The organism is Tateyamaria sp. Alg231-49 (assembly GCF_900143535.1).
GTDB lineage: Bacteria > Pseudomonadota > Alphaproteobacteria > Rhodobacterales > Rhodobacteraceae > Tateyamaria.
Map to the genome: position 1 here is coordinate 107,771 of NZ_FRFA01000003.1, position 26,088 is coordinate 133,858.

The 26,088-nt window shown below is 58.6% G+C and carries 25 protein-coding genes; 14 read left to right on the top strand and 11 right to left on the bottom strand.

Annotated elements, in window-relative coordinates:
* Positions 1–13: 13 nt before the first annotated feature.
* The 8 genes from DHN60_RS06475 (at position 14) to DHN60_RS06510 (ending at position 9,499) form a co-directional block, all read left to right on the top strand.
* Positions 14–547: a TRAP transporter small permease subunit gene (locus tag DHN60_RS06475; protein ID WP_108836471.1), complete on the top strand. Its 534-nt coding sequence runs from the start codon at positions 14–16 to the stop codon at positions 545–547.
* Positions 544–1,848 carry a TRAP transporter large permease gene (locus DHN60_RS06480; RefSeq protein WP_108836472.1) on the top strand — a complete coding sequence of 435 codons (1,305 nt, stop codon included), beginning with the start codon at positions 544–546 and terminating at the stop codon, positions 1,846–1,848. The genes DHN60_RS06475 and DHN60_RS06480 overlap by 4 nt, the downstream gene beginning before the upstream one ends.
* 11 nt (positions 1,849–1,859) lie before the next feature.
* On the top strand, positions 1,860–2,729 hold the full coding sequence (locus DHN60_RS06485; RefSeq protein WP_108836473.1) for a dioxygenase: 870 nt from the start codon (positions 1,860–1,862) through the stop codon (positions 2,727–2,729).
* Between the two features lie 391 nt (positions 2,730–3,120).
* Positions 3,121–4,719 carry an FMN-binding glutamate synthase family protein gene (locus DHN60_RS06490; protein WP_108836726.1) on the top strand — a complete coding sequence of 533 codons (1,599 nt, stop codon included), beginning with the start codon at positions 3,121–3,123 and terminating at the stop codon, positions 4,717–4,719.
* 143 nt (positions 4,720–4,862) lie between these two features.
* A complete protein-coding gene (locus DHN60_RS06495; protein WP_108836474.1) occupies positions 4,863–6,023 on the top strand; it encodes an acyl-CoA dehydrogenase family protein in 1,161 nt (386 codons plus the stop codon).
* A 64-nt stretch (positions 6,024–6,087) separates the two neighbouring features.
* The gene (locus DHN60_RS06500) at positions 6,088–8,109 is read left to right on the top strand and encodes an acetate--CoA ligase family protein (protein WP_234423551.1); all 2,022 of its coding nucleotides are present in this window, start codon (positions 6,088–6,090) and stop codon (positions 8,107–8,109) included.
* The gene (locus DHN60_RS06505; protein ID WP_234423552.1) at positions 8,106–8,717 is read left to right on the top strand and encodes a DJ-1/PfpI family protein; all 612 of its coding nucleotides are present in this window, start codon (positions 8,106–8,108) and stop codon (positions 8,715–8,717) included. The genes DHN60_RS06500 and DHN60_RS06505 overlap by 4 nt, the downstream gene beginning before the upstream one ends.
* Complete coding sequence (locus DHN60_RS06510) at positions 8,714–9,499, top strand: carnitinyl-CoA dehydratase (RefSeq protein ID WP_108836475.1); 786 nt, start codon at positions 8,714–8,716, stop codon at positions 9,497–9,499. Before DHN60_RS06505 ends, DHN60_RS06510 begins: the two co-directional genes overlap by 4 nt.
* A gap of 8 nt (positions 9,500–9,507) precedes the next feature.
* Here DHN60_RS06510 and DHN60_RS06515 read toward each other — a convergent pair whose 3' ends face one another.
* Positions 9,508–10,785 carry a cytochrome-c peroxidase gene (locus DHN60_RS06515; RefSeq protein WP_108836476.1) on the bottom strand — a complete coding sequence of 426 codons (1,278 nt, stop codon included), beginning with the start codon at positions 10,783–10,785 and terminating at the stop codon, positions 9,508–9,510.
* A gap of 33 nt (positions 10,786–10,818) precedes the next feature.
* On the opposite strand from DHN60_RS06515, the gene DHN60_RS06520 reads away from it, so the two are divergent.
* Entirely contained in the window at positions 10,819–11,289 is a 471-nt protein-coding gene (locus DHN60_RS06520) for a tetratricopeptide repeat protein (protein ID WP_108836477.1), read from the top strand.
* Between the two features lie 667 nt (positions 11,290–11,956).
* Positions 11,957–13,471, top strand: a complete 1,515-nt coding sequence (locus tag DHN60_RS06525) for a phospholipase D family protein (protein ID WP_234423553.1) — start codon at positions 11,957–11,959, stop codon at positions 13,469–13,471.
* Between the two features lie 192 nt (positions 13,472–13,663).
* Here the strand turns inward: DHN60_RS06525 and dctP are convergent, their stop codons facing one another.
* From dctP to DHN60_RS06555, 6 genes are all read right to left on the bottom strand, one after another.
* The gene (gene dctP, locus DHN60_RS06530) at positions 13,664–14,722 is read right to left on the bottom strand and encodes a TRAP transporter substrate-binding protein DctP (protein ID WP_108836479.1); all 1,059 of its coding nucleotides are present in this window, start codon (positions 14,720–14,722) and stop codon (positions 13,664–13,666) included.
* A 32-nt stretch (positions 14,723–14,754) separates the two neighbouring features.
* A complete protein-coding gene (locus tag DHN60_RS06535) occupies positions 14,755–16,227 on the bottom strand; it encodes a TRAP transporter large permease (protein ID WP_108836480.1) in 1,473 nt (490 codons plus the stop codon).
* A gap of 1 nt (position 16,228) precedes the next feature.
* The gene (locus tag DHN60_RS06540; protein WP_108836481.1) at positions 16,229–16,813 is read right to left on the bottom strand and encodes a TRAP transporter small permease; all 585 of its coding nucleotides are present in this window, start codon (positions 16,811–16,813) and stop codon (positions 16,229–16,231) included.
* Positions 16,814–16,936: 123 nt separating this feature from the next.
* Positions 16,937–17,452, bottom strand: a complete 516-nt coding sequence (locus DHN60_RS06545) for a flavin reductase family protein (protein ID WP_306415978.1) — start codon at positions 17,450–17,452, stop codon at positions 16,937–16,939.
* A complete protein-coding gene (locus DHN60_RS06550; RefSeq protein WP_108836482.1) occupies positions 17,449–18,339 on the bottom strand; it encodes an aldo/keto reductase family oxidoreductase in 891 nt (296 codons plus the stop codon). The genes DHN60_RS06545 and DHN60_RS06550 overlap by 4 nt, the downstream gene beginning before the upstream one ends.
* Positions 18,339–19,493, bottom strand: coding sequence for an LLM class flavin-dependent oxidoreductase (locus tag DHN60_RS06555; protein WP_108836483.1), 1,155 nt, complete (start codon positions 19,491–19,493; stop codon positions 18,339–18,341). The genes DHN60_RS06550 and DHN60_RS06555 overlap by 1 nt, the downstream gene beginning before the upstream one ends.
* Before the next feature lie 91 nt (positions 19,494–19,584).
* Here DHN60_RS06555 and DHN60_RS06560 point away from each other — a divergent pair, with 91 nt between their 5' ends.
* The 4 genes from DHN60_RS06560 to DHN60_RS06575 all read left to right on the top strand — a co-directional run bounded on the left by DHN60_RS06560 (position 19,585) and on the right by DHN60_RS06575 (position 22,197).
* Complete coding sequence (locus DHN60_RS06560; RefSeq protein ID WP_199913637.1) at positions 19,585–20,310, top strand: GntR family transcriptional regulator; 726 nt, start codon at positions 19,585–19,587, stop codon at positions 20,308–20,310.
* A gap of 11 nt (positions 20,311–20,321) precedes the next feature.
* On the top strand, positions 20,322–21,428 hold the full coding sequence (locus tag DHN60_RS06565) for a Gfo/Idh/MocA family protein (protein ID WP_108836484.1): 1,107 nt from the start codon (positions 20,322–20,324) through the stop codon (positions 21,426–21,428).
* 162 nt (positions 21,429–21,590) lie between these two features.
* Positions 21,591–21,836, top strand: a complete 246-nt coding sequence (locus tag DHN60_RS22885) for a glycine zipper 2TM domain-containing protein (RefSeq protein ID WP_108836731.1) — start codon at positions 21,591–21,593, stop codon at positions 21,834–21,836.
* Positions 21,742–22,197: an EF-hand domain-containing protein gene (locus tag DHN60_RS06575; RefSeq protein WP_304572490.1), complete on the top strand. Its 456-nt coding sequence runs from the start codon at positions 21,742–21,744 to the stop codon at positions 22,195–22,197. The genes DHN60_RS22885 and DHN60_RS06575 overlap by 95 nt, the downstream gene beginning before the upstream one ends.
* Positions 22,198–22,316: 119 nt before the next feature.
* Here the strand turns inward: DHN60_RS06575 and DHN60_RS06580 are convergent, their stop codons facing one another.
* The 4 genes from DHN60_RS06580 to DHN60_RS06595 all read right to left on the bottom strand — a co-directional run bounded on the left by DHN60_RS06580 (position 22,317) and on the right by DHN60_RS06595 (position 25,917).
* A complete protein-coding gene (locus tag DHN60_RS06580) occupies positions 22,317–22,880 on the bottom strand; it encodes an MliC family protein (RefSeq protein WP_234423554.1) in 564 nt (187 codons plus the stop codon).
* Between the two features lie 140 nt (positions 22,881–23,020).
* The gene (locus tag DHN60_RS06585) at positions 23,021–23,449 is read right to left on the bottom strand and encodes a GFA family protein (RefSeq protein WP_108836487.1); all 429 of its coding nucleotides are present in this window, start codon (positions 23,447–23,449) and stop codon (positions 23,021–23,023) included.
* Between the two features lie 116 nt (positions 23,450–23,565).
* The gene (locus tag DHN60_RS06590; protein WP_199913644.1) at positions 23,566–24,885 is read right to left on the bottom strand and encodes a GH1 family beta-glucosidase; all 1,320 of its coding nucleotides are present in this window, start codon (positions 24,883–24,885) and stop codon (positions 23,566–23,568) included.
* Between the two features lie 6 nt (positions 24,886–24,891).
* A complete protein-coding gene (locus DHN60_RS06595) occupies positions 24,892–25,917 on the bottom strand; it encodes a LacI family DNA-binding transcriptional regulator (protein WP_108836489.1) in 1,026 nt (341 codons plus the stop codon).
* Positions 25,918–26,088 lie beyond the last annotated feature (171 nt).

Genomic DNA, 26,088 nt, shown 5'->3' on the forward strand with positions numbered 1-26,088 from the left:
AAGGGGCCTACTTATGCTCAAGTCTGCTTTTGCGGGCCTCTCACGGGTCGCCAACGCCCTTGCGATCACCACCAACACGCTTGGCACGCTTGTCGTGCTGGCCCTGGTGGTGGTCCTCAACGTCGACGTCATTGCGCGCGGGCTGTTTGATGCACCGCTCAAAGGCACCTACGAAATGGTGCAATTTTCGGTGGTCCTGATCGTGTTCCTTCAACTGCCTGATGTGGTCCGAGTAGATCGGCTGACCCGCTCGGACGGGTTTCTGAGCCTGATTGGATCAAAGCGACCGGGTGTTGCAGCAAACATGCGTCGGATCATCAACGCGGTATCAGCCATTTTGATGGGCCTGATCGCCTACATCACATTCCCCGAATTCCTGCACATGTGGGAAACCAACGACTATTTTGGCGTGCCCGGCCTGTTCACCTTGCCCTGGTGGCCGGTCAAGCTGGTCATCACCGTCGGCACCGCCCTGTCGTGCCTGATCTTTCTGATCAAAGTGGTCTCAGCCCAGGACCGCCCCGACCTTGAAGAGGCCCGCTCATGACCCCCATTGAGATTGGCCTGATCTCGGTCATCGCCATCGTTTTCTTGATTTATGCGGGCGTCTACATTCCCATCGCCTTGGGCGTGGTGTCCTTTGTATCCATCTGGCTGATGCGGGACAATTTCACGCTGGCCCTAAACCTGCTGAAAATCGCGGTCGGCGATTCAGCGATGGAGTACAGTTTCGCCACCATTCCACTGTTTACCTTTATGGGACTCATAGTCTCCAAGGCGGGGCTGGGGCGTGACATTTACGAAGTCATGACGATGCGGTTCCGCAAAGTAAAAGGTGGGATCGGGATGGCGACAGTGGGCGCAAACGCAGTCTTTGCTGCTGTAACCGGGTCCTCCATCGCGTCGGCTTCGGTGTTCACCAAGGTATCCGTGCCGCAGATGATCGCGCAGGATTACAACCCGCGCTTTGCTGTTGGCGTGGTTGCCGGGTCGTCGGTTCTGGGGATGATCATTCCGCCCTCAGCCATGCTGATCATTTATTCCTTTGTGGCCGAACAATCTGTGGGCGACATGTTCCTTGCAGGTGTCATCCCCGGCATCATGCTGGCCGTCGCCTATGTCGGCGCGATCTGGGCCATGGGGCGCTACACCCCCAATTTTGTCGGCGGCCGCGTCGTGGAAGACACCGAGTGGATGAGCCCGGGCGAGATCGCTTCAAAGACATTGCCGACAGTTGGCCTGATCATCATCGTATTGGGCGGCATCTACACAGGCTGGCTCACTGCGGTTGAGGCCGGGGCCGCCGGCGCCATGGTCGCCTTGATTATCGCGCTGGTACGCCGGTCCATGGACGCACGCACGTTCTGGGATGCGCTGCTTGAAACTGGCCACATCACTGCCGCCATTCTGTTCCTGATCACTGCCGCCTCAATCTACAGCCGGATGTTGGGGCTGGCCGGGTTGCCCAATCAACTCCAGGACCTGCTTGCAGGCAGCGAGGCGTCGTTCTGGGCGATCATGTTGCTCTACGTCTTGTTGATGCTGTTCCTTGGCACGCTGCTCGACACCGCCTCGATCATTCTGATCGTTGTGCCGCTGTTTCTGCCGCTGGCCGAGGCGCTGGATATGTCCCTGATCTGGTTTGGGATCATCACCGTTGTTGGCGCCGAAATTGGCCTGCTCACGCCGCCTCTGGGCATCTCGTGTTTCGTGATCAAATCGACGCTCAATGATGACCGTATCAGCCTCAAAGACGTATTCATGGGCGCCCTGCCTTTTGCTTTCGTGATGCTGATCGTGTTGTTTATCCTGATCGAGTTTCCGATCCTCAGCCTCGCCCTCATCTAAGGAGTTCTGACATGCGCACCGTCACCAAGGACAACATCACCGACGTCTTCAAAGGCTACATGTCTGACAAAATGGATCCGCGCATGCGGGAAGTCATGGGCTCACTCGTCACGCACCTGCATGACTTTGCCCGGGAAACCAACCTGACCCACGACGAATGGCGCGCAGGCATCGCGTTTCTGGAAGGCTGCGCCGCGATTGAAACCGAGGACCGCCACGAATTCATTCTGACCTCGGATGTACTGGGCCTGTCTTCTCTGGTGGACATGCTGCATTCCAACCCAGCCGCGACCTCATCTTCGGTGCTAGGGCCTTTTCACGTGTCAGGCGCTCCACCTCTGCCCGTTGGCGGCGATATGAAGCGCGACTTCGGTGGCCCGATTCTGCTGGCCGAAGGGGTGGTCAAAGACATCGATGGCAACCCGATCCCCGGCGCGACCATCGACATCTGGCAAACAGCCCCCAATGGCCTCTACGCCAGCCAGGATGACGCACAGGACACCTATTCCTTCCACGGTCTGCAAACAGTCGGCGCGGACGGGCGTTACGCGTTCACAACCGTCAAACCAGTGGAATACACCGTGCCTACAGACGGGCCCGTCGGAGACATCCTGAATGCCTGCGGTCGCCATCCTTGGCGCCCCTCGCACCTGCACTACATCGTTGAGGCCGAAGGCTTCAGTCCACTCGTCACCGAGATTTTCCCAGACGATGACCCCTACCTTGACGAAGACACTGTCTTTGGCGTGCGATCAGATCTGGTGATGACTTACAAGGAACGCCCCGCCGAAGAGTTTCCCGACGGTATGGTGATCTCAGACAAGGTAAATGAACCGTTCCTGTACGTCGAATTTGACGTGATCCTTTCGCGCAAGGACTGACTCATGGCGCTCATTTTGGATCGCTCAGGCTGATGGAACCCGGTTTAGGCTGGGGACGATCATCACTGTGTCGGACGGGACGCAAAAGTCCTTTCTCCTGCAGGCGCGATGCACCCGTCGGTGATGACCGACAATCAGCTGACTCTTTCCAACGCGTTCTTCTGGCTAGCGGTAGCCTCGGGCGCCGCAGCCAATAATTCCATCGGGCTCTAGCCCAAATTCCAAGACAGAAGGCAGGAGCGGACTGCCTGCAGGTCTCGCCACGGCCTAAGGTAAAAGAGTGCAGAGCTCGTATGCGGCTCCAATTGGCGCACTGATCCCGCTTGACGAAAAGGCCAGCAACGCTGACACCTTGTGCCAAGTACATCGCAGCCACCCAAAGGACGCCGCCATGAGCCGCTATAGCCTTCTCTATGCATCCGTCGCTCTGACGCTGCTCAGTCTGATTGCCCTGTTCTGGTCCGGATGGATGATCCTGTTCGTGGCACTGTTTGCGGCGCTCACAGCCCTTGGTATTTACGATTTGACGCAACCCAGCCATTCGATCCTGCGCAACTATCCAATCATGGGTCATCTGCGCTTCCTCTTCGAAGGCATCCGCCCCGAAATCCGCCAATACCTAATGGAAAGCGATCAGGACGAAGAGCCGTTTTCGCGCGACCAACGTTCTCTAATCTATCAGCGCGCCAAAGGGGTCGAAGACAAACGTCCCTTCGGCACCCAGCAGCGTGTGTACGATTCCGGCTACGAATGGATCACCCACTCTATTGTCCCCAAGCACCTGACAGATCATGATTTCAGGGTGCGTGTTGGTGGCCCGGACTGCAAAGCGCCCTATGAGGCGTCGATCTACAACATCTCAGCCATGAGTTTTGGCTCCATGTCGGCCAACGCAATCCTTGCGCTCAACACCGGGGCACAAAAAGGCGGGTTCGCCCATGATACGGGTGAAGGAGGCATAAGCCGCTATCATCGCGAAGGCGGAGGCGATCTGATCTGGCAATTGGGATCAGGGTATTTCGGTTGTCGCACCCATGAGGGCGCGTTTGACGTTGATAAGTTCACCCAACAAGCAAGCAACCCGCAGGTCAAAATGATCGAGGTCAAACTGAGCCAAGGTGCCAAACCTGGCCATGGTGGCGTGCTGCCTGCCTCAAAGATCACGCCCGAGATTGCCGAGGCCCGCGATATTCCCATGGGTCAGGATTGCGTATCGCCCGCTGCACATCCGGAGTTTTCAACCCCTATCGAGATGATGCAGTTCATCGGAAAGTTACGAGAAAATTCCCACGGCAAGCCTGTTGGGTTCAAACTGTGCATCGGGCACCGCCGCGAATTCATGTGCATGGTAAAGGCGATGCTAGAGACCAAGATCGTCCCTGACTTCATCGTGATTGACGGCAAGGAAGGTGGCACAGGCGCGGCACCGTTGGAATTTGCCAACCACGTCGGAATGCCATTGGTCGAGGGGCTGACCTTTGCCCACAACACATTGCGCGGTGCAGGTCTGCGCGATCAGATCAAAATCGGGGCATCGGGCAAGATCGTGTCTTCGTTCGATATCTCGAAAATGCTCGCCCTTGGGGCGGATTGGGCGAATTCGGCGCGCGGCTACATGTTTGCGATCGGCTGCATTCAGGCACAGGCGTGCCACACCAATCACTGCCCCGTCGGGGTCGCAACACAGGACCCAATGCGCCAACGCGCACTGGTCGTGCCCGACAAGGCCGAGCGGGTCTACAGGTTCCACACAAACACCCTCAAGGCTCTTGCAGAAATGACAGGTGCCGCCGGTCTGTCCCATCCCAATGATTTTCGCCCGCACCACCTGCTCATGCGCGAAGGGGATCGCAACATGGTCACCGGACAAGAAGTCTATCCTTATCTCGCCGAAGGGTTTTTGCTACGGGATGAAGAAGACGAGTACGGCTATTTGATGCGGTGGAACCGGGCGCGGGCCGACAGTTTTGAACCCATCGACATAGAGTAGCATTGGCCTGCCAACCCTATGACGTCCGGCTTGGCTGAAAAAAACATTCGCAACTGGATTGCGCGGTGTCGGATTTGCCATGGCGCGCGCATCAAAGCTGGGCTTAGGTGCAGATTGAACATACGCGAACAGGAGCCCGCGAGATGCACTTTGGCCTCAGTGACGAACAAGAGATGATCGTCTCGACCGTGCGCAGTTTTGTCGAGAACGAAATCTACCCGCATGAGGCAGAAGTCGAGCGGACAGGCGAAGTGCCGAACGGGCTGGGCGAGGCGATCAAACAAAAGGTCATTGATCTCGGCTTTTATGCCTGCAACTTTCCTGAATCCGTTGGCGGCGCGGGCCTCAGTCACGTGGATTTCACATTGGTTGAACGCGAGTTGGGCCGTGGCTCTATGGCGCTTACCCACTTCTTTGGCCGCCCGCAAAATATCCTGATGGCCTGCGAGGGCGAACAACGCGAGCGCTATTTGCTGCCAGCAGTGCGCGGCGAACGGATGGACGCGCTGGCCATGACCGAACCCGGCGCAGGCTCGGATGTGCGCAGCATGAAATGCAGCGCGGTACGGGATGGTGGCGATTGGGTCATCAACGGGTCCAAGCACTTCATCTCTGGCGCAGATCACGCGGATTTCTTCATCGTATTCATCGCCACAGGCGAGAATGACACCCCCAAAGGCCCCAAGAAACGGATTACGACGTTTCTGGTGGATCGCGGCACACCGGGGTTTGAGGTGCGCGACGGCTACAATTCTGTCAGCCATCGGGGATACAAAAACTGCATTCTCGATTTCGACGATTGCCGCCTGCCCGATGCCCAAGTGTTGGGCGAGGTAGACGGCGGTTTCGCAGTGATGAACGAATGGCTTTACGCCACGCGGATCACGGTCGCCGCCTTTTCTGTGGGCCGTGCGCGTCGATGTTTTGACTATGCCCTGAACTACGCCGCCGAGCGCAAACAGTTTGGCCAGCAAATCGGCAAGTTTCAGGGTGTCGGATTTCAGATTGCCGACATGATCACCGAAATCGACGCGGCCGACTGGCTGACGCTGGCAGCCGCATGGCGGTTGGATCAGGGCTTGCCTGCCAACCGTGAGATCGCGAGCGCGAAAGTCTACGCCTCCGAAACACTCGCGAGGGTCACGGATGCGACATTGCAGATTTATGGCGGGATGGGCTTGATGGATGACTTCCCGATCGAGAGGTTCTGGCGCGATGCGCGCGTCGAACGGATCTGGGACGGCACAAGCGAGATCCAGCGTCACATTATCGCGCGCGATCTGTTGCGCCCCCTCGGGGCCTGAGATGAATTCCGTCTGGGCTGGACCCGCCCAGCGAGATGAAGCCGGACCAACATGAGGGCGTGGCGTGCGTGATCTGACCCGCTTGTTACGCCCAAAGTCTATTGCCGTGGTTGGCGGTGGCGCGTGGTGCGCGCAGGTTGTCGAACAGTCTGAAAAGATGGGGTTTGACGGTGCAATCTGGCCCGTACATCCGCGCGCGGCCACGGTCGCGGGTCACGGTGCCTTTCCGTCGCTTGCAGATCTGCCAGAAGTGCCGGACGCCGTCTTTGTCGGCGTGAACCGCAAGACCACTGTGGGTATTGTCGAAGAGTTGTCCGAAATGGGCGCTGGGGGCGCCGTGTGCTTTGCCTCCGGCTTTGCCGAGGCTTTGGCCGAGGATGAAACGGCTGCCGATTTGCAGGCACAGTTGGTTGCAGCGGCTGGTGACATGCCGATCCTGGGGCCGAACTGCTATGGGTTTATCAACGCGCTGGATGGTGCGTTGTTGTGGCCAGATCAACACGGGTGCACCCCCGTTTCGGGCGGCGTCGCGATCCTGACCCAAAGCTCTAACATCGCCATCAACCTGACCATGCAACAGCGCGGGCTGCCGATTGCCTACATGTTCACCTGTGGGAACATGGCACAGACCTCGCAAGCGCAGATCGCGATGGCGTTGTTGGATGACGCCCGCGTCACTGCCATCGGACTGCATATCGAAGGGTTTGGAGATCTGCGCCATTGGGAGGCGTTGGCGGCAAAGGCGCACGAGAAAGACATTCCCTTGATCGCCCTGAAAGTTGGCGCATCCGATCAGGCAAAACATGCCACCGTGTCCCACACCGCATCCCTTGCAGGCAGCGATACCGGGGCGCAGGCGGTTCTGGATCGCCTAGGCATTGCCCGCCTGCATGATTTGCCCGCGTTTCTGGAAACGCTAAAGCTGTTGCATGTCTACGGGCGGCTGGACGGGACGCGCCTCGCCTCCATCAGTTGCTCGGGGGGGGAAGCGAGCCTGATTGCCGACATGGCCTTGGACACCGGGCTGACCTTTCCCGCGCTTGACGATCAGGCCCGCACCAAACTGCGCGAAGCCCTTGGCCCAATGGTCGCGCTCAGCAACCCACTGGATTACAACACCTACATCTGGCGCGACGCAGACGCGATGGCGCAGGCATGGGCGGGAATGACGGGGGACACGTTCGATATGACCGTGTCCGTGGTCGACTACCCCGTAACGGACGCGTCGGACTGGATATGCGCAACCGAAGCAGCCCTCAAAGTACGCGCCGAAACAGGCAGACCCTTTGGGGTCGTGGCAAGCCTGCCCGAACTGATGCCGCCTGATGTTGCGGATCAACTGATGGAAGGTGGCGTGATCCCGTTTCATGGCATGGCCGAAGCCTTATCTGCCATCGCCGCCGCAGGCTCCCGTACAGCACCACACAGCTTGCCTTTGTGCAGGCCCGGCACCGGCTCGCCAGCGCAAACTCTGGCAGAAGATCAGGCCAAGGCCGCGCTATCTTCTTACGGTCTGGATTGCCCCAAAGGTGTGAGCGGCCCAAGAGGTGAGATTGCTAGTCTGGCGCAGTCATTGCGGACACCCTTCGCCGTCAAGGGCGTGGGACTGGCTCACAAGAGCGACACGGGCGGAGTGCTGCTTGGTCTCGATCATGAGGGCGTTGCCGCCGCCGCCGCCCTGATCGGCACCTCCGAGATCCTTGTGGAAGAAATGGTTGCCGATGGCGTTGCCGAACTGCTGATCGGCGTCACACGCGACCCAGCACATGGGTTTGTCCTGACACTCGGCGCCGGCGGAGTATTGACCGAACTGCTGCGCGACACCGCGCATTTGCTGCTGCCAGTGAATGACAATGACATCCACGCAGCCCTTGATACACTCGCCATCGGGCGCGTCTTGCATGGATACCGCGGCAAACCTGCTGCAAACATTGATGCAATTGTCTCCGCCGTGCTGGCCATACAGGCCTATGTCCTTGCGCATCCAACCACGCTCAGCGAAGTTGAGATCAACCCGCTAATCTGCACGCCGGACCGCGCGGTGGCTGTGGACGCTCTGATTCAACTTGCCGAAGAGGTGACATGATGCGCACGCTCGCAGCCGTCCTATTCCCCGACTTTGAGATGCTGGACCTTTACGGGCCGCTTGAGATGTTCTCCATTTTCCGGGACGACTTCGAGATCCGTACGGTTGCCCTGGAAACAGGGCCGGTAAAGTCCTCTGGCGGACCATGCACCGTGGCCGACGATGCGATGGGTGAGGGGCGGCAATACGACATTCTGCTGGTTCCGGGTGGGCATGGAACACGAACTGTCTGCAACAATACAACTTACCAGAACTGGCTGAAATCCCAGTCGGAAGCGGCCGAGTACACCACATCTGTATGCACCGGTTCGTTGCTGCTGGCCAAGGCCGGGATCCTTGATGGTCGACGGGCCACCACCAACAAGATGGCCTATGATTGGGTGGCAGATCAAACCGGCAGAGTGGACTGGCAACGCCGCGCCCGCTGGGTTCAGGACGGTTCCATATTTACGTCCTCAGGCGTCTCGGCAGGCTTGGATATGGCGCTTGCCGTTATCGAAGACTGCCTTGGCCCCAAAGCTGCTGCGGATGCCGCACGCAAAGCTGAATACATCCGCAACGCCGATCCCGATAACGATCCCTTTGCAGCCCCCGGAGACAAGACATGACTGACAGCCCGGTGAAAACACGGCGCGACGGCGCCATCCTCGAAGTGACCCTTGACCGGCCCAAAGCAAACGCCATCGATCTGGCCACAAGCGTCGTAATGGGCGACACCTTTCTGGCCTTTCGCGATGACCCGGAATTACGGGTCGCGATCATTACGGGTGCGGGTGCGAAGTTCTTCTGCCCCGGTTGGGACCTCAAGGCGGCAGCTGACGGAGACGCCGTGGACGGAGATTACGGCGTCGGCGGTTTTGGTGGCCTCCAGGAAATGCGAGAGATGAACAAACCCGTGATCGCAGCTGTGAACGGGATTGCCTGCGGTGGCGGTCTGGAACTGGCGCTGAGTGCAGACATCATCCTTGCCGCTGATCATGCCAGTTTTGCGCTCCCTGAAATCCGGTCTGGTACGGTGGCGGACGCAGCCTCGGTCAAGTTGCCCAAGCGCATTCCTTACCATATCGCCATGGAGTTGCTGCTAACTGGGCGCTGGTTTGACGTCGAGGAGGCACACCGCTGGGGCCTCGTGAACGAAATTGTTCCCGGTGATGCACTGATGGAGCGCGCATGGGATCTTGCGCGCCTGCTCGCCTCTGGTCCGCCTCTGGTCTACGCCGCAATCAAGGAAATCGTGCGCGATGCCGAGGACGCCAAATTTCAGGACGCGATGAACCGGATCACCAAAAGCCAGCTTGCGTCAGTTGAGAAGCTCTACCGCTCAGAGGATCAGCTTGAAGGGGCCAAGGCCTTTGCCGAAAAGCGCGATCCGGTCTGGAAGGGGCGGTAGCACTCTGCTTAGTCGCTGATCCGGCCATCCACTGGTAGACCGCTGGGCACGCCTGACGGGATACCCAAATGGCCGGTCTTTGCCGTCTCACCTGTCAACGCTTCGAGGAACGCCACAATCGCAGCCACTTCCGTGTCTTGCAAAATCGGCGTCACTTGGATCGCCGCTGCGCGTTGACGCGCCATCTCACGGCTGTCCTGCCAAACGGCAAAATCAATAACCGCAAGCCACGGGACTTCGGGTAAGGCTGCCTGCTTGGGTGTCCATGCCTCAAGGGCCTCAGCAGGATTCATGTGATGGCGCACGATCCCTTCAAGGGTCGGATAGGCCCCGTTGTGCCCATAGGGTGCCGTCAATGCCACGTTGCGCAGCATGGGCGTGCGGAAGGCATAGGCATCCTCAAGCCGGTTGCTTTCTCCCATGTGCCCCACGTCGCGCACCATCGGATCCCATTGGCGGGTGCGTCCCGGACCAAAGGGGGGCAGCCCAAGGGCATGAAATGCCTGATCCGTCATCAGCGATCCGCTGTGGCAGTCACTGCACCCGGCAACTCCATAAAACAGGTCCATCCCATCAACCTGATCCGGGGTCATCGCGGAGGCATCGCCGGCAAGGTAAGCATCAAACGGGCTGTCAAAACTGGTCCATTCAGCGATCATGAAAGCACTCAGCGCATTAGCAATGTCCGCGATGGTGATGTCAGCGGACGCTTCGATATGCGGGTAGGCGTTTGTAAACATCGCGGCGTAATCCGCATTGTGACGCACCCGGTCAGTCAGGATCGGCCACGCGTAATCGATACGATCATGTACCGCCCCGGCGACTTCATTTTCCTTCGGGTTCCCTGCCATCTCGAACTGCGCAACGAGGGGAAAGACCGCCTGCGCCGCCAACAGGTTATCAAGGCCGTCAGGCAACCGTTCCTCGGCCGGAGAATTGAACCCGTTCTCGTAGGTATCCGCGACGCTCAGGCGTCCGTCATGGAACATCACGCTCAGGTCCCGCGCCCCGAGGTTCCACAGCCCCGGCGCGTTGCGTGGGATGCGCTTGCGGATGCGATCCTCTCCGGTGCCGGGCTTGCGTTGCGGGCCAAGGCCTACTCCACCCTCGCCGATGCCGAGGCTGAGACCATCACCGGTGCCCAAATCCGGGTGATGGCAGGTCGAACAGGCGATGTTCTGGTTGCCTGACAGGATGCGATCATAAAACAGCAGCTGGCCCAGTTTGGCTTGTGCTGCCTCTACGGGGATGAAATCATCCTGCGTCAGAGGGCGCGGCAACTCCATCGCCCAGACAGGTGTCGCGCTGAGGAGGACGACATGCGCAAACTTGCCATAGCCCTTGCGTTTTTGACCGCCCCGGCATGGGCGGAATTGGAAGAGGCGCGCGATCTGATGGAGGCTGGCGCCTACGAGGCGGCCTATGACGCGCTGTGGCCTGCGGCGCGGTCGGGCAATGCGGAGGCTGAGGAATTGATCGGCGTCCTTTACGCTCTCGGGCTGGGGGTCGAGCGGGACGATGAGCGGGCGTTTGAATGGTACTTGCGCGCCTCGATGAAGGGGCACCCCGGCGCGCAATCTGGCGTGGGGTGGTATTATGAAGTGGGGCGCGGCATGCCCGCCCCGGACCTTGTGCGGGCTTACATGTGGTACACCCTGTCGGCCATCGGCGGCGACCCGGACGCGGCGATCAGCCTTGAAGAGGTGGTCAAGAAAATGACCAAGGATGAGATTGATCGCGCGCATATTCTGGTCGCTGATTATAAGGTCTGGATGTATCCGTTCCGGTAGAGTTTGGCAGGGGTTCGGGAAATTGAAAAGACCACCCGTGCCGCAGGTGTGTCCCACGCTGGGACAGGGCTCCGTCCTATATATTTCAATGGGTTACAGAGGCGTATTTACCATTGCTTAACATTTGAGACTTGGAGCCCGCGTGAAATTCAAGAGAGCCGTTCCGCCATATGCTCGACAAACATCTTTGCAGATAAACGGCACTACACGGCACATGGGTCCGTTGCTGGGCGTTTGAACGATCAGGAAACTGAGGGGCATGGAAGGGGCGCTGCGAGGGTAGGCTTTAAATCCAAAACAGATAGGCTCTGACCCAGGTGCGTGCTGATAAAGCGATGCCATTGACCAGAGCCTCAGTTAGGCCGTTGAAAGAACAGCAGCCATCATGATGAGGCAGCTACCGTGGCACCACCCCAGTCGCGCCCTTGGTTTCAGCCAGTGTTTGAATTCGAATGGTACCCTGGTTCAAAGCTTGAACTTGGGCTTTTTATTCGCGGATGCCAGTCTGACCCAGGCAGTTCGATCACATGCGGAAAAGCAGTGCCTTTATAAGTGCCGCCGTAAATGCGATGCTCGCGGAACTTACACTGAAGGACCCGCAGTAAAGATGCGTAGACAGCCACCTTCTTGCCTCGCGACGCGACACTTCAAACATCTTTTATTGGCATTGCTGTTCGGCCTGATCGGCGTCGTGTTATCGGCATGCGGACCTTCGGTGCGGCAGTATGAAAAGACTGTGACCCGCACTCTTCCGGAACCGCCGCAAAGCTATCTTTCTCGTCGCTCACAATCACTTGGGAACCCAGAAGACGGTCGATCTGGCGTTCGCATGTTGTCCGACGGCGAGGAGGCTCTTGCCGCACGGCTTCTTTTGGCTGCACGAGCCGAGCGCACAATAGATGCGCAGTATTACCTTCTGCACGATGATCCCACGGGACACATGTTTGCATCCAGCCTGGTTCGGGCCGCAGATCGTGGCGTACGTGTTCGGCTTCTTTTAGATGACATGGACACGGCCGGTTATGACGCAATGACCGCCGCGCTTGATCTTCATCCAAACATAGAAATCAGGCTTTTTAATCCGTTCTGGCGGGAAAAAGGGAAAGCCCTGAACGCCTTGACCGACTTTGGGCGGATCAATCGACGGATGCACAACAAGTCGATGACCTTTGACAATACCTTTACCATTGTTGGAGGTCGAAACATCGGTGCAGAGTATTTTCTGGCCAAACAGACGACAAACTACAGAGATCTGGACGTTCTTGCGACAGGTCCAGTTGTCCGCGAAGTTTCTGATAGCTTCGATGAATACTGGAACAGTCGTTTTGCAGTGCCAGCCCGTGTCGTTGTCGGCGAGCCGGAAGACCTGACATTGAAAGAGGCGAAAGCACGCCTTCTGAAACTGGAAAATGACGCCCGTCAGACTGAATTTGTAGAAGCCCTCATCCGATCCGCCAGCACTGATTTCGCGCGGGAAAATTTCAAGTTGGAGTGGGTGTCTGCAAAGGCTTATGCCGATCCGGTTTCAAAAGCTGCACGCGAGCATGATGAGGACGAGATTCTTGCGCGGCAACTTCTGCCATATTTTGAGAATGCCGGGGACGAAGTGCACATCATCTCTGCCTATTTCGTCCCGCTTAACAGTGGTGTGACCTGGCTTGCTGGACTGGAAGAACGTGGCGTCGATGTCGAGGTCGTCACCAACTCTATTGCATCCAACGATGTCGCGCCGGTGTATGCGCACTATGCCAAAAAGCGCAGAGCGTTGCTGCGGGCGGGTGTCGAACTCTACGAACTTCGACCAGACTCACTGGAGCGCGATAAACTGGGGGTCAATTGGGATACCAGCCGCTCGGGCCTGCACACCAAAGCATTCACTGTCGACGACCGATATCTGTTTATCGGATCGTTCAATCTGGATCCACGGTCGGTGAGGATCAACACCGAGATGGGAATAATGATCGACTCCCCCAGCTTGGCCCAACGGACGGTTGGTCAGTTAGAAGCGGCTTTGCCAAGAAATACATTTAAAGTGGAATTGACAGAGGATCAGCAGATGATCTGGCTGACAGAGAGAGATGACAAAAAGACGTCTCTTTACCGGCGGGAACCTAGTGGCACGCTGTTGCAGCATATCTGGGCTGGTTTCCTTGGAATACTTCCCATTGGGTCTCAACTTTGATGCGGCGCGCGGTGATTGATCCCATCCACCCGGTAGACGGGCCATTGGCAGCCCACCGGGACGGTTAGAGAGGCGCCCCGTTCTGACGATGGCTCCTTTGTGTGCAAACGATCTTGCCCCACAAAAAAGGCCGCCCCAGATGGAGCGGCCTTTGTTGTCTTGTGGAAAAGCGGGCGTGGTGCCCGCCCTGCCTTAGTTCAGGTCAGCGTCGCGGGCTGCGTTCACGTCCGCTTCGGCCTCGGCCACGGCTGTTTGTAGCGCGCTGAGGATTTCTTCACCGCGGGCCACGTTGCCTTTGAACCAGTCATTGACCGGTGCCGCTGCTGCCGCGAAGGCCGCTTTTTGCTCTGGTGTCGGCACATAAAGGTCACCGCCACCGGCTACGAACTCTTCGTAGGCTGCGATCGACTTGCGCTTGGGCGAGGCGAAAGTGGCCTGTTGCAGAGCGTAGAAGCCATCAACCACGACGCGGCGCATGTCTTCGGGCATCGCCATGAAGTTCTGGTTGCTCATCCACCACAGCGCACCCATGTAGGCGTGCCCGTCCAGTGTCACGTATTGCAGGCCCGCATCTGGGAACTTCATGCCCATGATGTCGGTGATCCCGTTCTTGGACCCTTCCACAACGCCCGTCTGGAACGATGTGAACAGCTCAGGCCATGGGATCGGCGTTGGGGACGCGCCCAGTGCCTTGACCAGTTCCTGTGGCAGGTCGGCGACCACGGTGCGGATTTTCAGCCCGTCCATGTCCGCAGGTTCAGCCACACGGCGTTGCGTGTTGGCAAAGTTACGCCAGCCGCCGGTGTTGCCGATGGTCATCAGGCGGATCGCGTCGCCGGAATCTTCGAGCGCCATGTTGCGCATGGTGCGCACAAAGTCACCTTGCAGCACGTGTTCGGCGATCCTGTCATCCGCCATCAGGTAGGGCAGATCGAGGACCTGCACATATGGGAAGATGCCCGACGCACCGCCCGAGGTGGAGATGTAGACGTCAATCGACCCGTCTGCCACGCCTTGCAGGCATTCCGCACCGTTGCTGCACAGCTGTGTCCCGATGAACAGTTCCACGGCGATGGCGCCGTTGGAGGCCGCTTCGACGTAGTTTTTGAAGACGACGAGCCCGTCATAGTCTTCGTCATTTTCGTTCGAGTTGGCGGTGGCGCGGATCGTGTATTCCTGCGCTGTCGCCATCATGGCAGAGCCCGCAACAAGTGCGGCCGCCGTGAGGGTTTTGAGGGTTGTGTTGAGCATGTGTTTGGTTCCTCCCGTTATGTCTCAATCATTTAGTTTACGAACCCCGTCAGGCGGGGAATGGTCATGGAAATGGCCGGCACGTATGTAATCAGGAAGATGACAGCAATTTCGACCGCAAGGAAAGGCAGAATGGCCTTTGCGATCGTTTCAACTTTTTCCTGACTGACAGCAGCGGCCACGAAGAGCACCAGCCCCATGGGCGGTGTGGCGAGGCCAACGGTGAGGTTGACGCTCATGATAATCGCGAAGTGGATTGGATCGACGCCCAGATCGGTGAAGATGGGTGCGAGGATGGGCCCCAGGATGATGATCGCGGGCCCTGCGTCGAGGAACATGCCGACGATAAACAGCAGCAGGTTGATCAGGAACAGCAGGATCAGCGGGTTTTCCGAAAGGGTGAGGATGTAGTCCGCGAGGATTTGCGGCGCGTAGGACAGCGACACCACCGTTTTGAACGCCATGGCCGCGCCCACCAGCAGCAGGACGATGGCCGATGTCAGCCCCGCGCGGCTGAGGATGTCGGGCAGGTCGCTGAGCCGCATGGTCCGCAGCACGAAGAAGGCGACGAACACGGCGTAGGCGACGGCCACGGCTGCCGCCTCTGTTGGTGTGAACACACCCCCGAGGATGCCGCCGAGGATCAGCACCGGCGTTTGGAGTGGCACGATGGCCCGTTTGCAGATCGTGCGGAATTCGGAACTGACCATCGTGCGCAGGGCCAGCATCAGCGCGTGCGCAACCGCGATGGACCCGGCGAGCGTGGCCCATTGCATCGCCGCCGAACCAGCGGGCAAAGGTGCCACGGCCCAGATCAAGAGGCCGATGTTCAGGCGAACGAGCACGAAGGAGGTCCACTTTTCCAGTGGTTTGAGTTCCACCCCGTCGAACTCCACCCGCTTGGCGGCGGGCAGGTCGTAGCGATCGGCTGTCATGCGGATCATCACCATCAGGCCAACACCGACGAGGATGCCAGGCACAATGCCCGCGAGGAACAACGCAGCGACGCTTTCGCCCATCACATAGGCGTAGATGATCATGATGCCTGAGGGCGGAATGATCGGCCCAATGACGGAACTGGCTGCGGTGATCGCAGCGGCGTAGCGACGGGTGTAGCCCTCTTTCTCCATCGCGGGAACCAGCATGGAACCCAAAGCAGATGTGTCGGCCACAGCCGAACCGGAAAGACCCGCAAAGAGGATAGAACTGAGCACGTTCACTTGCGCCAGACCGCCACGCAGATGCCCCATGAGCGCCTGTGAAAACTGGACGAGCCGGATCGTAATACCGCCCTTGTTCATCATCTCGCCCGCAAGCATGAAGAACGGAATGGCCATCAGCGGAAAGCTGTCCATGCCGTTGTAAACATTGCGGTAAAGGAGGGTGATGTCCTTTTCCTGCCCATTAAGCCAAAGCAGCAAACCGGGTGCCGCCAAAAGGCCAAAGAACACCGGCAAGCCGATCAGAAGGAACAGAAGGAAAAGCGGCAAGAACCAAATCAGCATGTCATTCGCTCCCCGCGGCCATGTCGCCCATATCAAGTTGCGGCAGGCGATCCCCGCCCCCCATCATCGCCACAAGGCTGCGCAGGATCAGTTCGATGTTCACGACGAACAGAAGAACCACCCCGACCAGCAGCGACAGCATCATCCAGCTGCGCGGCACGCGGAACCAGCCATCAAAGGTGGGAAGGTAAAGTGAGGCGGTGGCGAAACGCCCGCCAAAGCCTGTGACTTCGCTCCATCCGATTTGCACAGCGACAAAGAGGATCAGAACCGAAACCAGGAGCAGGATCAGGGACAAAACGGCAGCAACCCGGTCCGACATGAATCCTGAGATCATGTCGAGGGCAACGAACCCACCGCGACGGAACGCTGTCGGGGCCATCAGGCCGGTCATCCAAAGCATGCAAAAGCGCGCAGCCTCGTCAGGCCAAGGGAGCGCGTTGTTGAAAACGTAACGCGCGACGACTTGAATGAGGATGGCCACCACCATCACCGCAATCGCGACAATACCGATTGCGCGCCCAATCTTGAGCACGAAGCCAATCACAGCCCCCATCGGTGCAAGCACCGCCAGCAGTAAGCCCATGAGGGCCCTCCCTTTTGTCGTGGCCCGCCGGTTTTGATCCGTCAGTGCCGAGTGTGCGCGGTTTTCCCGCGCAATTCTTTCATGTGCCCGCGTTTTTTGGCGGTGCGTTTTTTAGTTCTGGCGTTAGTCTGCCAGTGTTCCAAAGCCTCCACCAAAGAAGGTGAGCGGTGCGCCGTCGCGCATCTGTGTCCGCTGAACTTGCCCCACGACAATCACGTGATCACCCGCATCATGTGCCGCCACCCTGCGGCATTCAAAGCGCGCAAGGCAATGGTCCATCAGCGGAACGCCGTCTGCGTTCACGGCATGTGCGATGTCCTGCAAAGCGTGTGCGTTGCGCGCGACTTGTGTGCACAGATCCTGCTGTTCTGCCGCCAGCACGTGGATGGCGTAGTGATCAGCGGCGTCAAAATATGGAAAACGGCGTGCGGCGCGGTCCACGGACCAAAGCACAAGGGCCGGGTCGAGCGAGACTGAGGAAAAGCTGTTGGCGACGATTGCCACAGGCCCGTCTGTGCTGGCCGCAGTGATCACAGTGATCCCGGTTGCGAATTTACCGAAAGCGTCGCGCAGCTGACGCCCGGAGCTTTCGTCGGGCGTGAAATTCGTGGGTTGGTTGGGGTCTTGCATCGTCATCATGCCACCTCGTGTCCAAGAGCTGCCTCATAAAGGCGGAACCATGTGGGCCGATCTAGCGTGACTTTGGTCGCGTCACTGATCCGCTTGATCCGGTCCAGATTGTTGGTGCCCATAACGGGCAGGATTTTGGCAGGGTGCGCCAGCAGGAATGCAACTGCGATTGCGGCCCGATCAACACCGTGCGCTGCGGCCAGTTCATCCATGACGCTGTGCAGTTTGTCAGTGCCCGACATCAGACCACCGCCGCCCAAGGGCGACCATGCCATCAGGTGATGCCCGTGGCGCTGGTGAAAGGCGAGGTCGCCGTTGGTGAACGGGTTGATTTCTCCCAGGCTCATTTCGATCTGGTTTGTGACCAGCGGCGTTTTCATCGCCGATTGCAGCAATTTCCAATCATAGGGGCGGAAGTTCGACACGCCGACTGCGCCGACCTTGCCCGATTTCACCGCCTCATCCAGTGCTGCGCCGGTTTCATGGTGGTCCATGAACGGGTCTGGTCGGTGGATCAGCAGCACGTCGATATGGTCTATGCTCATGTCCCGCAGCGAGTGATCGATGCTGGACATGATATGCGCCCGGCTGGTGTCGTAGTATTTGACTGGTGCGTCCGCATAGCGACCAACGGGGGCCACGATATCGCACTTCGTCACGATCTCCATCTTCGCCCGCAGACCGCTGTCGGCCTTGAGCGCTTGGCCCAGAATGGCCTCGGCGATATAGCCGCCATAGATGTCGGCCTGATCAAAGGTCGTGATCCCTTGATCAAGGCAGGCGTGGATTTTGGCCTGCACGTGGGCCGTCGAGGTGTCAGTGTCATCGCCCAAACGCCACATGCCGTAGACGATGCGCGATAGGGTCAGGTTGTTGGTCAGTTGGACGCGGTCCATTAGCGGCGCTCTCCTGCGGCGAGGGGTGTTTTGGGTGCACTTGCGGGCACCCTGCCATAAGCATGGGGCAGCGAGCAGGTTTTCAAGTGCGGCATGACGCGTGCGCCGAAATGTTTTGCTTCTTCGAGGTGTGGGTAGCCCGAGAAGATGAAAGCCCGGATGCCCATTTTCTGGTAGTCTTCGATCTTGGACATGACCTGATCGGTGGATCCGACAAGGGCCGCACCGCAGCCCGAGCGTGCCCGTCCTACTCCGGTCCAAAGCCCCGGTTCGACATAGCCAAATTTGTCCGCCAACTCCCGCGCCTTGGCCTGATGCGCCACGCCGAGAGAGCCAGAGTCGAGCCCGCGTTCACGGATCAGTTGCCCGTATTCATCATCGAGTTTGGACACGATGTAATCTGCGTATTCGCGCGCTTCGGCTTCGGTGTCGCGCACGATCATGTGCACGCGCAGGCCGTAATCCAGCGTCCGGTTGTATCTTGCGGCCACCGCGTTCACGTCGCGCATCCGCCCGGCAAGGTTTTCCTTGGGTTCGGGCCACATCAGGTAGACGTCGCAATGTTGGCCGCACAGTTCGAGAGCGGAGGGCGAATACCCCCCAAAGTACAACAGCGGCCCACCCGTTTGGTAGGGGCGCACCGGATCGGTGGTGAGCCCTTTGAAGTTATAGACTTCGCCTTCGTAATTGATCTCGTCCCGCGTCCACGCTTGCTTGAGGATCTCAACGACTTCTCGCGAGCGCTGGTAGCGGTAGTCGCTTTCTTCCTTTTCGCCGGGGAAGTCGGACGAGATGATGTTCACCGTCAGCCGCCCTTCGAGCATATGATCGAGCGTCGCAATGGTGCGCGCCAGCATGATGGGTTGCACCTCGCCGCAGCGCACCGCCGCAAGCAGGTTGATCTTGGATGTGATCGGCGCGCATCCGGCCACGAAGGACAGCGTGTCCTGCCCGACCTGATAGGACGAGGGGCACAGGATGTTGCGAAACCCTTGCGCCTCGGCCTCTTTCACGATGTCGGAGCAATGCGCCCAGCTGGACCGAAGATCGCCATCCGGCACCCCAAGAAACTGGTAATCGTCCGAGCAGAGGGCTGAGAACCATGACACTTCTGCCGCGTCGAGATCGGGGGATGTGATGGGGACGATGGTCATATCTCGCGTGGCCTTGCTTGTGGTCTGACTTCCCTCTTGCTAACACGTGTCATTGATGTAGATCAATGGTGTATCAATTTTCACGTCTGCAATGAGAAAGGTCCCTGTGGCCCAGACCAAAACCTCCCCTCATGCGCTGCCGATCTATGTGCAGATCGCCGAGCTGTTGACGCGCGATATCGTCGCCGGGCGGCTGATTGACGGCGAGCGTCTGAAACCCGAGCGCGAAATGGCGGCCGAGTTGGGTGTCAGCGTCGGTACGTTGCGCAAGGCCCTGCGGGACATGGGCGAAAAGGGGTTGATCGAGGCGGTTCAGGGGTCTGGCAACTATGTGCGCAGCAGTGGGGATACGGGCACCGTCTATGCGATGTTTCGCCTTGAGTTGCTGGAAGGTGGCGGGTTGCCCCGCGCCGAGGTTCTGTCGCTGGATCATATGGAGAAGCCTCGCGATTTGCCCGGTTTTGGCACTTCGCAACGCGGCACGCGCATCCGCCGTTTGCGCACGTTGAATGACACAATCATCGCCGTGGAAGAGATTTGGCTGGATGCGGATGCTGGTGTGATCGAAGAAACAATGATTTCCGAATCGCTCTATGCCACTTATCGCAAGGCGCTGGGTCTGTGGATTTTGCGGGCCGAGGACCGGGTGAGCCTGAGTGCCGTTCCTGACTGGGCTCCGGACACCTACGCCCCACGCCCGGGCGATACGGTTGGGTATATCGAACGGCTTAGCTGGTCGGACCGCCCCGATGCCATCGAATTTTCACGCACATGGTTTGACCCCGCGCGGGCGGTCTATGTGCAACGACTGAAGTAAGGAACGGCCCTATGGCACAACTTGTGAATTACGGCATCATTGGATGCGGCATGATGGGTCAGGAACACCTGCGCAATATCGCGCTGCTGCCCGACACGGCTGTGGCCGCGATCTTTGAGCCTGATGCCGACATGGCCGCCAAGGCCCACGCGATTGCGCCGGATGCCATACTGGTCGACAGCGTCGCCGCGTTGCTGGCCGTTGAGGCGTTGGATTGCGTTCTCATCGTCAGCCCGAACTTTCGCCATGTGGAACAACTGGAAGAGATTGCGGCGACGCGCCCCTTGCCCTTGCTGGTCGAGAAACCGCTGTTCACAGATCCAAACGACGTGGCCAAGCTGGCTGCATTCCGCGACGCCTACCCTGCCCCTGTCTGGGTCGCGATGGAATACCGTTACATGCCTGTGATCAGCAGCTTTCTGTCCCACGCAGCCGAGGCCACGGGCGGGATTAAGCAACTGTCGATCCGCGAGCACCGCTTTCCCTTTCTTGAAAAGGTCGGCGACTGGAACCGGTTCAACCGCTACACGGGCGGCACGTTTGTCGAAAAATGCTGCCATTTCTTTGATCTGATGCGCCACACGCTGGGGGCAGATCCGGTACGCGTCATGGCCTCAGCCGCCCAAGCGGTGAACCATCTGGACGAGACTTATGACGGCGAGACGCCCGACATCATCGACAGTGGCTATGTCATCGTGGATTTCGAGGGCGGCACGCGCGCGATGTTGGAGTTGTGCATGTTCGCCGAAGGCGCCGCCTATCAGGAGGAACTGTCTGCCGTCGGCCCAGCGGGCAAGATCGAAGCCTTTGTGCCCGGTCCAGGTCGGTTCTGGCCTGCCCATCTGGGTCCGGCTCCGGTGGCCAAACTGGTGACATCTCCTCGGTCACCGCAGGGGCCGGTTACGCATGACATTCCTGTTGATCCCGCACTTCTGGATGCGGGGGATCACAATGGATCGACGTTTTATCAGCATCAGCGGTTTGTGGCGTTGGTGAGAGGCGAGGCGGACAAACCCGAGGTGTCGCTCAGTGATGGTTGGGCCGCGGTCGCTCTTGGGCTTGCCGCTCAGGAAAGCGCGCGAACGGGTGCAGCGGTGGACCCAAGGCGTTGGATGTAGGGAACGGATGCGACCCAAAACGCGCTTGGGCGATGTCCCGCGTCGCTCCTCGCAAGCTAAGGGGCGCGATATCTTAGCTTGATCAATCCATTCGCTCTATGCAGCATGGCTAGGACAGTGTTTGATCAGGGCAAGATCGAACCAATGCAGAAAGGAAAGAGCATGAAGAAGATATACACAGCAAGTGCGCTGTGCTGCGCAGTTGTTCTGCAAGCCTGCGCGCCAGCGGCGACACCACAACAACAAGCGCAACGCCAGCACAATATTGCGTGCGCCACGGGAACGATTGGTGGTGCCTTGATTGGTGGGGCAATTGGCAACCAGTTCGGTGGCGGCACCGGGCGAGACATCTTTACAGCAAGTGGTGCAGGTGCAGGTGCTCTCGCTGGTCAAGCATATGCCTGCTAAGAAGGGGATGATCATGATTTCTAGAACAATAGCGGCGTGTCTGGTTGCATCGTTTGCCACGGCTTCATTCGCGCAACAGTCTGGCCTGAATGAAAGCCATCTGAATGCTCTGGACAAAGATGGCGACGGCGCGATCTCTCAAAGTGAGTTTTCAGATTTTACCGTATTCGCTTTCAAAAAGATGGATACCGATGGCGATGGCGCGTTGTCGCCGGATGAAGTCGACGACCATGTGGTCGGCGATGCATTTAAAATTCTGGACGACGACGGAGACGGTTCTGTGTCGGAGGCGGAATTTTCTAAACAGATGCAAGAAGACTTCTCTACCGCCGACAAGGATGGTGACGGTCAACTAAACTGATTTTTAACAGGCGGTCGCTTTGTAAAAGAGGCGGCCTGTTTTGTTTTATCCGAGGGGTTTTCAAGCGGCCCAGTTCCATATTGATGCCGCTGAAACCCGTTTGTTGAGCGCGGAAACTGTTACTGTGTCGCGCGCACGCAGCTGTAGCTTTGACCGTTTGGATCGGGGTCTTTGTATGTGGCCTCGTCCCCTTTGGTCCAAATAGACCGGCCAAAGCTGCCTTCGTACGCAGAACCCGAAGCTGTTGGGACCAACTGGCCCGTATCGATGGTGTCCCCTCGTTCAAAGCGGACACTGGGGGCTTCGGTATCGAAAAAGTATGTCACGACCTCGTTGGCTGGATTTCCGTCACAGGTCCAAATAACGATGGCTGACGGTTCTTCAAGCAACCACTGGCCCACCAATTCCCCCTCGCGGCGCAGATAGGACGCGCGGATGCAGTCGGTTGGGTCGTCGGATTTCCAACATTCGTCTCTGCCCTTGATCCAGCCCCGTTGTGTGGCGCGCAAATCCTTTTCTGCCTGACTGCTGCCCGTATCGAGTTCCCTGATCGCTTTGACGGCCGCTGCATAGCGCGCGGCGATACGGCGATCCAATTGTGCCAGTTCCGTATTTTCGCAAATCAGCGTCTCTGCCGAACTTTCGGCTTTGGCGCAATCAAACGAGGGAGCATTTTCGCTCATGGCAGGGCTGGCCAATATAATCACGCTTAGAGTGAGAGATCGAAGCATCGGCTTATCCTTTGGCAAACGTTAGGTCGGGTTGTGCGACAACCCTAGCGAATGGGTTGATTTGGGCAACCAACCTGTCCCGGTTCAGGCTATCACTCGGCGAGGAATTCGCCGCTGCCGCCCCAGTCTTCGGGCATGTCTTTCAGTTTGGGCAAGCCGTCTCGAATGGGGAGCACCGCATTTTCATAGTTGAGATGCACGGATGGTTTGAAATCGAGATCAGACAAGAGACCCGCGAATATGTCGAACAACCCGGCGCCAGCCAAATCCACCCCAACCAGGCCGTTGCACACCTCGCATGAATAGACGCCCCCTTCGGGCAGATTGTTCTTTGAGTAGCGCCTGAGTTTGTCCTTGCCGGACGTAAAGCGAACTTGGGTTCTGGGCCAAAGAACCGGCGCACTTACCGGGCTGCCGGTGCGGCTCCGGCACGAGTTACAATGACAATAACACTGAACCAGAGGCTCGCCCTCTGCCTCTAGCTTTACCGCTCCGCACGAACACTGTGCATGGTAGATCATTTGTTTTCTCTTTGTCCTGCAAACGCGTTTTGCACATTGGCACACAAACACGTTTGGACCTAGGGTAGCCCGATACAAGTTCGGAGCGTTCGACCGCAGGGCTTGCCGTGAGCGCCCTACCCCGCCAACATCTGTTTGAACGCATGCCAGCTTGCCTTTGGGATCCGTTCCAGCGTTTCGAAATCCACGTGCACCATACCGAACCGTTTTTCATAGCCCAGCGCCCATTCGTAATTGTCGAGCAGCGACCACGCCATATAGCCTTTGACAGGAACCCCTTTGCCGATGGCATTGCGCACGGCTGACAAGTGGCTGTTGAAATAGGCGATGCGGGCGGCATCATCGACCGCGCCATTCACCACCGTATCCGCATTGGACATGCCATTTTCAGTCACATAGATCGGCAGATCGCCCGTGTACTCGCGCGCTGTGCGCACAAGGAAATCGTGCAGCCCCTTGGGATAGATTTCCCACCCCATCTGGGTCTTTTCCAGTGGTCCTTCGACCGCGCGAAGGTGCGGCCACGGGCCGTCATCGGCGGCCAGCAGGGATCGCGTGTAATAGTTGATCCCAGCCCAGTCCAAAGGCGCAGAAATCGTCGCCATGTCGTCCTGCCACCCTTCGGGAAAGTGATCGCCCAGCGCAGTCACTAGCCGGTCGGGATACGTGCCCTTGAATGCGCCAGACACAAAGAAATGGTTGTAGATATCGTCATAGAGCGCCGCCGCCTCAGCCGCCTCCGGGCTGTCGTCCGCAGGTGCGGCCCATTCCATGTTGAACACAGCCCCGAGGTTTTGCACCCCAAGGCCGCGCATCCGTTCGATGGACGTGCCATGGGCCAGCAGCACATGGTGCATCGCACGCGCCGTGGCCCGGATGTCGCGCAGGCCCGGCGCGTGATGGCCCAGAAAGTGGGACAGCCAAGACACGCACCAGAATTCGTTGATTGTGGCGACAGAATACATCCGATCCCCGAGGCGCTCCATCACTGCCCCGGTGAAATCCCCGAACCAGCCTGCGATGTCGCGGTTGCGCCACCCGCCTTGGTCAGCAAGAGCCGAGGGCAGTTCCCAATGATAAAGCGTGGCGCAAGGTTTTAGCCCCCGTTCCAACATTCCGTCTGTGAGCCGGTCATAGAAGTCGAGGCCTTCGGGGTTCACGTTTCGGCCATCCGGCATCACCCGCGCCCAACTGGTCGAAAACCGATAGGCGTCAAACCCTGCGTCCTTGAGCAGATCAAGGTCAGCGCCGTAACGGTGATAGTGATCGCAGGCCAAGGCACCGTCTTCGGCTCTCACCACGTTGCCCGGCGTGGCGGCGAAATCGTCCCACATGGCGCGCCCGGCGCCGCCGAATTTGTGCCCTTCGATCTGGTAGGCAGAGGTGGCAGCCCCGAACAGGAACCCGTCGGGAAAATCAGAGCGTTTATGTATCATCATGGTTTAGTCCTTGATCGGTCCGGTGGAGGCACCGGCGACAAATTCGGCTTCCCAAAGGGTATGGGTGTGGGGCGCTGTGGGGTCGTTGATCCGGTCGACCAACATCCGTGCAAGGGTTGCACCGGCCGCACGCACCGACGATTGCATCGCCGTAAAGACAGGTTGCGCGGCACTGTTGCGGAAGTAGCTGAGGCAGTCGTCAAAAGTGGCAATCGACACATCTTCGCCGGGCCGCAGGTTTCGATCATCAAGCGCACGGCGCACGCCTGCGGCACAGATGATTGAAGATACCAGAAACGCTGTGGGCGGTTCGGGCATGTCCAGCATTGTCATGGCATTCTGGTAGCCATAGTCCTCGGTCATCTCGCCTTGGGTCATCACTGTCGGGTCCACCGGCAGGCCGGCTTCTTCCATTGCCTGTTCGTAGCCCTGTCGGCGGCGTATGGCGAAATCCAGCTGCTCCTGCCCGTTGAGCAGGGCAATCCGCCGGTGGCCGAGGGACGTCAGATGTTGCGTGGCTTCGTGAAAGGCGCTGCGATTGTTCACGTCCAGATATGAATAGGGCGTGCTTGCACCGCTCGAGCGTCCGTGGACCACGAATGGCAGGCCCAGTTCCGTCAGCACGGGCAGGCGCGAATCGTCAAAGCGCGGCGCGTGCATCACCAGCCCATCCACCGCACCGCGTGCCTTGAGACGGCGATAGATGTCTGCTTCGTCGCCTTGGCCAACGCGGGTGACCATCATGTCATAACCGTGCGCTGCATAGGTTTCGCCCGCACCAGCCATGAAATCCCCAAAAATCGGGTTCACCATCTCGCCCGAATCACCCTCGGAAATAACGTGCCCAATACAGCGACTGTGACCTGTCGCGAGACCTTGGGCGCGGGTATTTGGACTGTAGCCGTGTTCATTGGCCGCAGCGATCACTCGGGCGCGAGTTGCCTCAGAAACCTCGGGATATCCGTTCAGCGCGCGACTGACTGTCGTCTGGCTGATCCCCAAATGTTTCGAGAGTTCCTTAAGATTCACGGTTTTCCGATCCAAAGCGCTTTAAACTCAGGCGACGCTATAGAATGACAGCACCTTCGTCAAAACCTCTCATGTTTCCACCTTCACGTGCTACGATGTCTTCAGTCCCATGACGCAGAACGTTTGACAGCCACGCATTTTTCAGCAACGGTCTGCCCATTCCAAAGCGCT

What these genes read in the sequence shown, in the direction of transcription:
- DHN60_RS06550 (WP_108836482.1), bottom strand. Translation starts at nt 18,339, where the DNA reads ATGGACCGCGTCCAACTGACCAACAACCTGACCCTATCGCGCATCGTC.
- DHN60_RS06560 (WP_199913637.1), top strand. Translation starts at nt 19,585, where the DNA reads ATGAGAAAGGTCCCTGTGGCCCAGACCAAAACCTCCCCTCATGCGCTG.
- DHN60_RS06535 (WP_108836480.1), bottom strand. Translation starts at nt 16,227, where the DNA reads ATGCTGATTTGGTTCTTGCCGCTTTTCCTTCTGTTCCTTCTGATCGGC.
- DHN60_RS06515 (WP_108836476.1), bottom strand. Translation starts at nt 10,785, where the DNA reads ATGGAGTTGCCGCGCCCTCTGACGCAGGATGATTTCATCCCCGTAGAG.
- dctP (WP_108836479.1), bottom strand. Translation starts at nt 14,722, where the DNA reads ATGCTCAACACAACCCTCAAAACCCTCACGGCGGCCGCACTTGTTGCG.
- DHN60_RS06555 (WP_108836483.1), bottom strand. Translation starts at nt 19,493, where the DNA reads ATGACCATCGTCCCCATCACATCCCCCGATCTCGACGCGGCAGAAGTG.
- DHN60_RS06480 (WP_108836472.1), top strand. Translation starts at nt 544, where the DNA reads ATGACCCCCATTGAGATTGGCCTGATCTCGGTCATCGCCATCGTTTTC.
- DHN60_RS22885 (WP_108836731.1), top strand. Translation starts at nt 21,591, where the DNA reads ATGAAGAAGATATACACAGCAAGTGCGCTGTGCTGCGCAGTTGTTCTG.
- DHN60_RS06540 (WP_108836481.1), bottom strand. Translation starts at nt 16,813, where the DNA reads ATGGGCTTACTGCTGGCGGTGCTTGCACCGATGGGGGCTGTGATTGGC.
- DHN60_RS06505 (WP_234423552.1), top strand. Translation starts at nt 8,106, where the DNA reads ATGATGCGCACGCTCGCAGCCGTCCTATTCCCCGACTTTGAGATGCTG.
- DHN60_RS06565 (WP_108836484.1), top strand. Translation starts at nt 20,322, where the DNA reads ATGGCACAACTTGTGAATTACGGCATCATTGGATGCGGCATGATGGGT.
- DHN60_RS06485 (WP_108836473.1), top strand. Translation starts at nt 1,860, where the DNA reads ATGCGCACCGTCACCAAGGACAACATCACCGACGTCTTCAAAGGCTAC.
- DHN60_RS06585 (WP_108836487.1), bottom strand. Translation starts at nt 23,449, where the DNA reads ATGATCTACCATGCACAGTGTTCGTGCGGAGCGGTAAAGCTAGAGGCA.
- DHN60_RS06490 (WP_108836726.1), top strand. Translation starts at nt 3,121, where the DNA reads ATGAGCCGCTATAGCCTTCTCTATGCATCCGTCGCTCTGACGCTGCTC.
- DHN60_RS06475 (WP_108836471.1), top strand. Translation starts at nt 14, where the DNA reads ATGCTCAAGTCTGCTTTTGCGGGCCTCTCACGGGTCGCCAACGCCCTT.
- DHN60_RS06590 (WP_199913644.1), bottom strand. Translation starts at nt 24,885, where the DNA reads ATGATACATAAACGCTCTGATTTTCCCGACGGGTTCCTGTTCGGGGCT.
- DHN60_RS06545 (WP_306415978.1), bottom strand. Translation starts at nt 17,452, where the DNA reads ATGATGACGATGCAAGACCCCAACCAACCCACGAATTTCACGCCCGAC.
- DHN60_RS06580 (WP_234423554.1), bottom strand. Translation starts at nt 22,880, where the DNA reads ATGAGCGAAAATGCTCCCTCGTTTGATTGCGCCAAAGCCGAAAGTTCG.
- DHN60_RS06510 (WP_108836475.1), top strand. Translation starts at nt 8,714, where the DNA reads ATGACTGACAGCCCGGTGAAAACACGGCGCGACGGCGCCATCCTCGAA.
- DHN60_RS06495 (WP_108836474.1), top strand. Translation starts at nt 4,863, where the DNA reads ATGCACTTTGGCCTCAGTGACGAACAAGAGATGATCGTCTCGACCGTG.
- DHN60_RS06520 (WP_108836477.1), top strand. Translation starts at nt 10,819, where the DNA reads ATGCGCAAACTTGCCATAGCCCTTGCGTTTTTGACCGCCCCGGCATGG.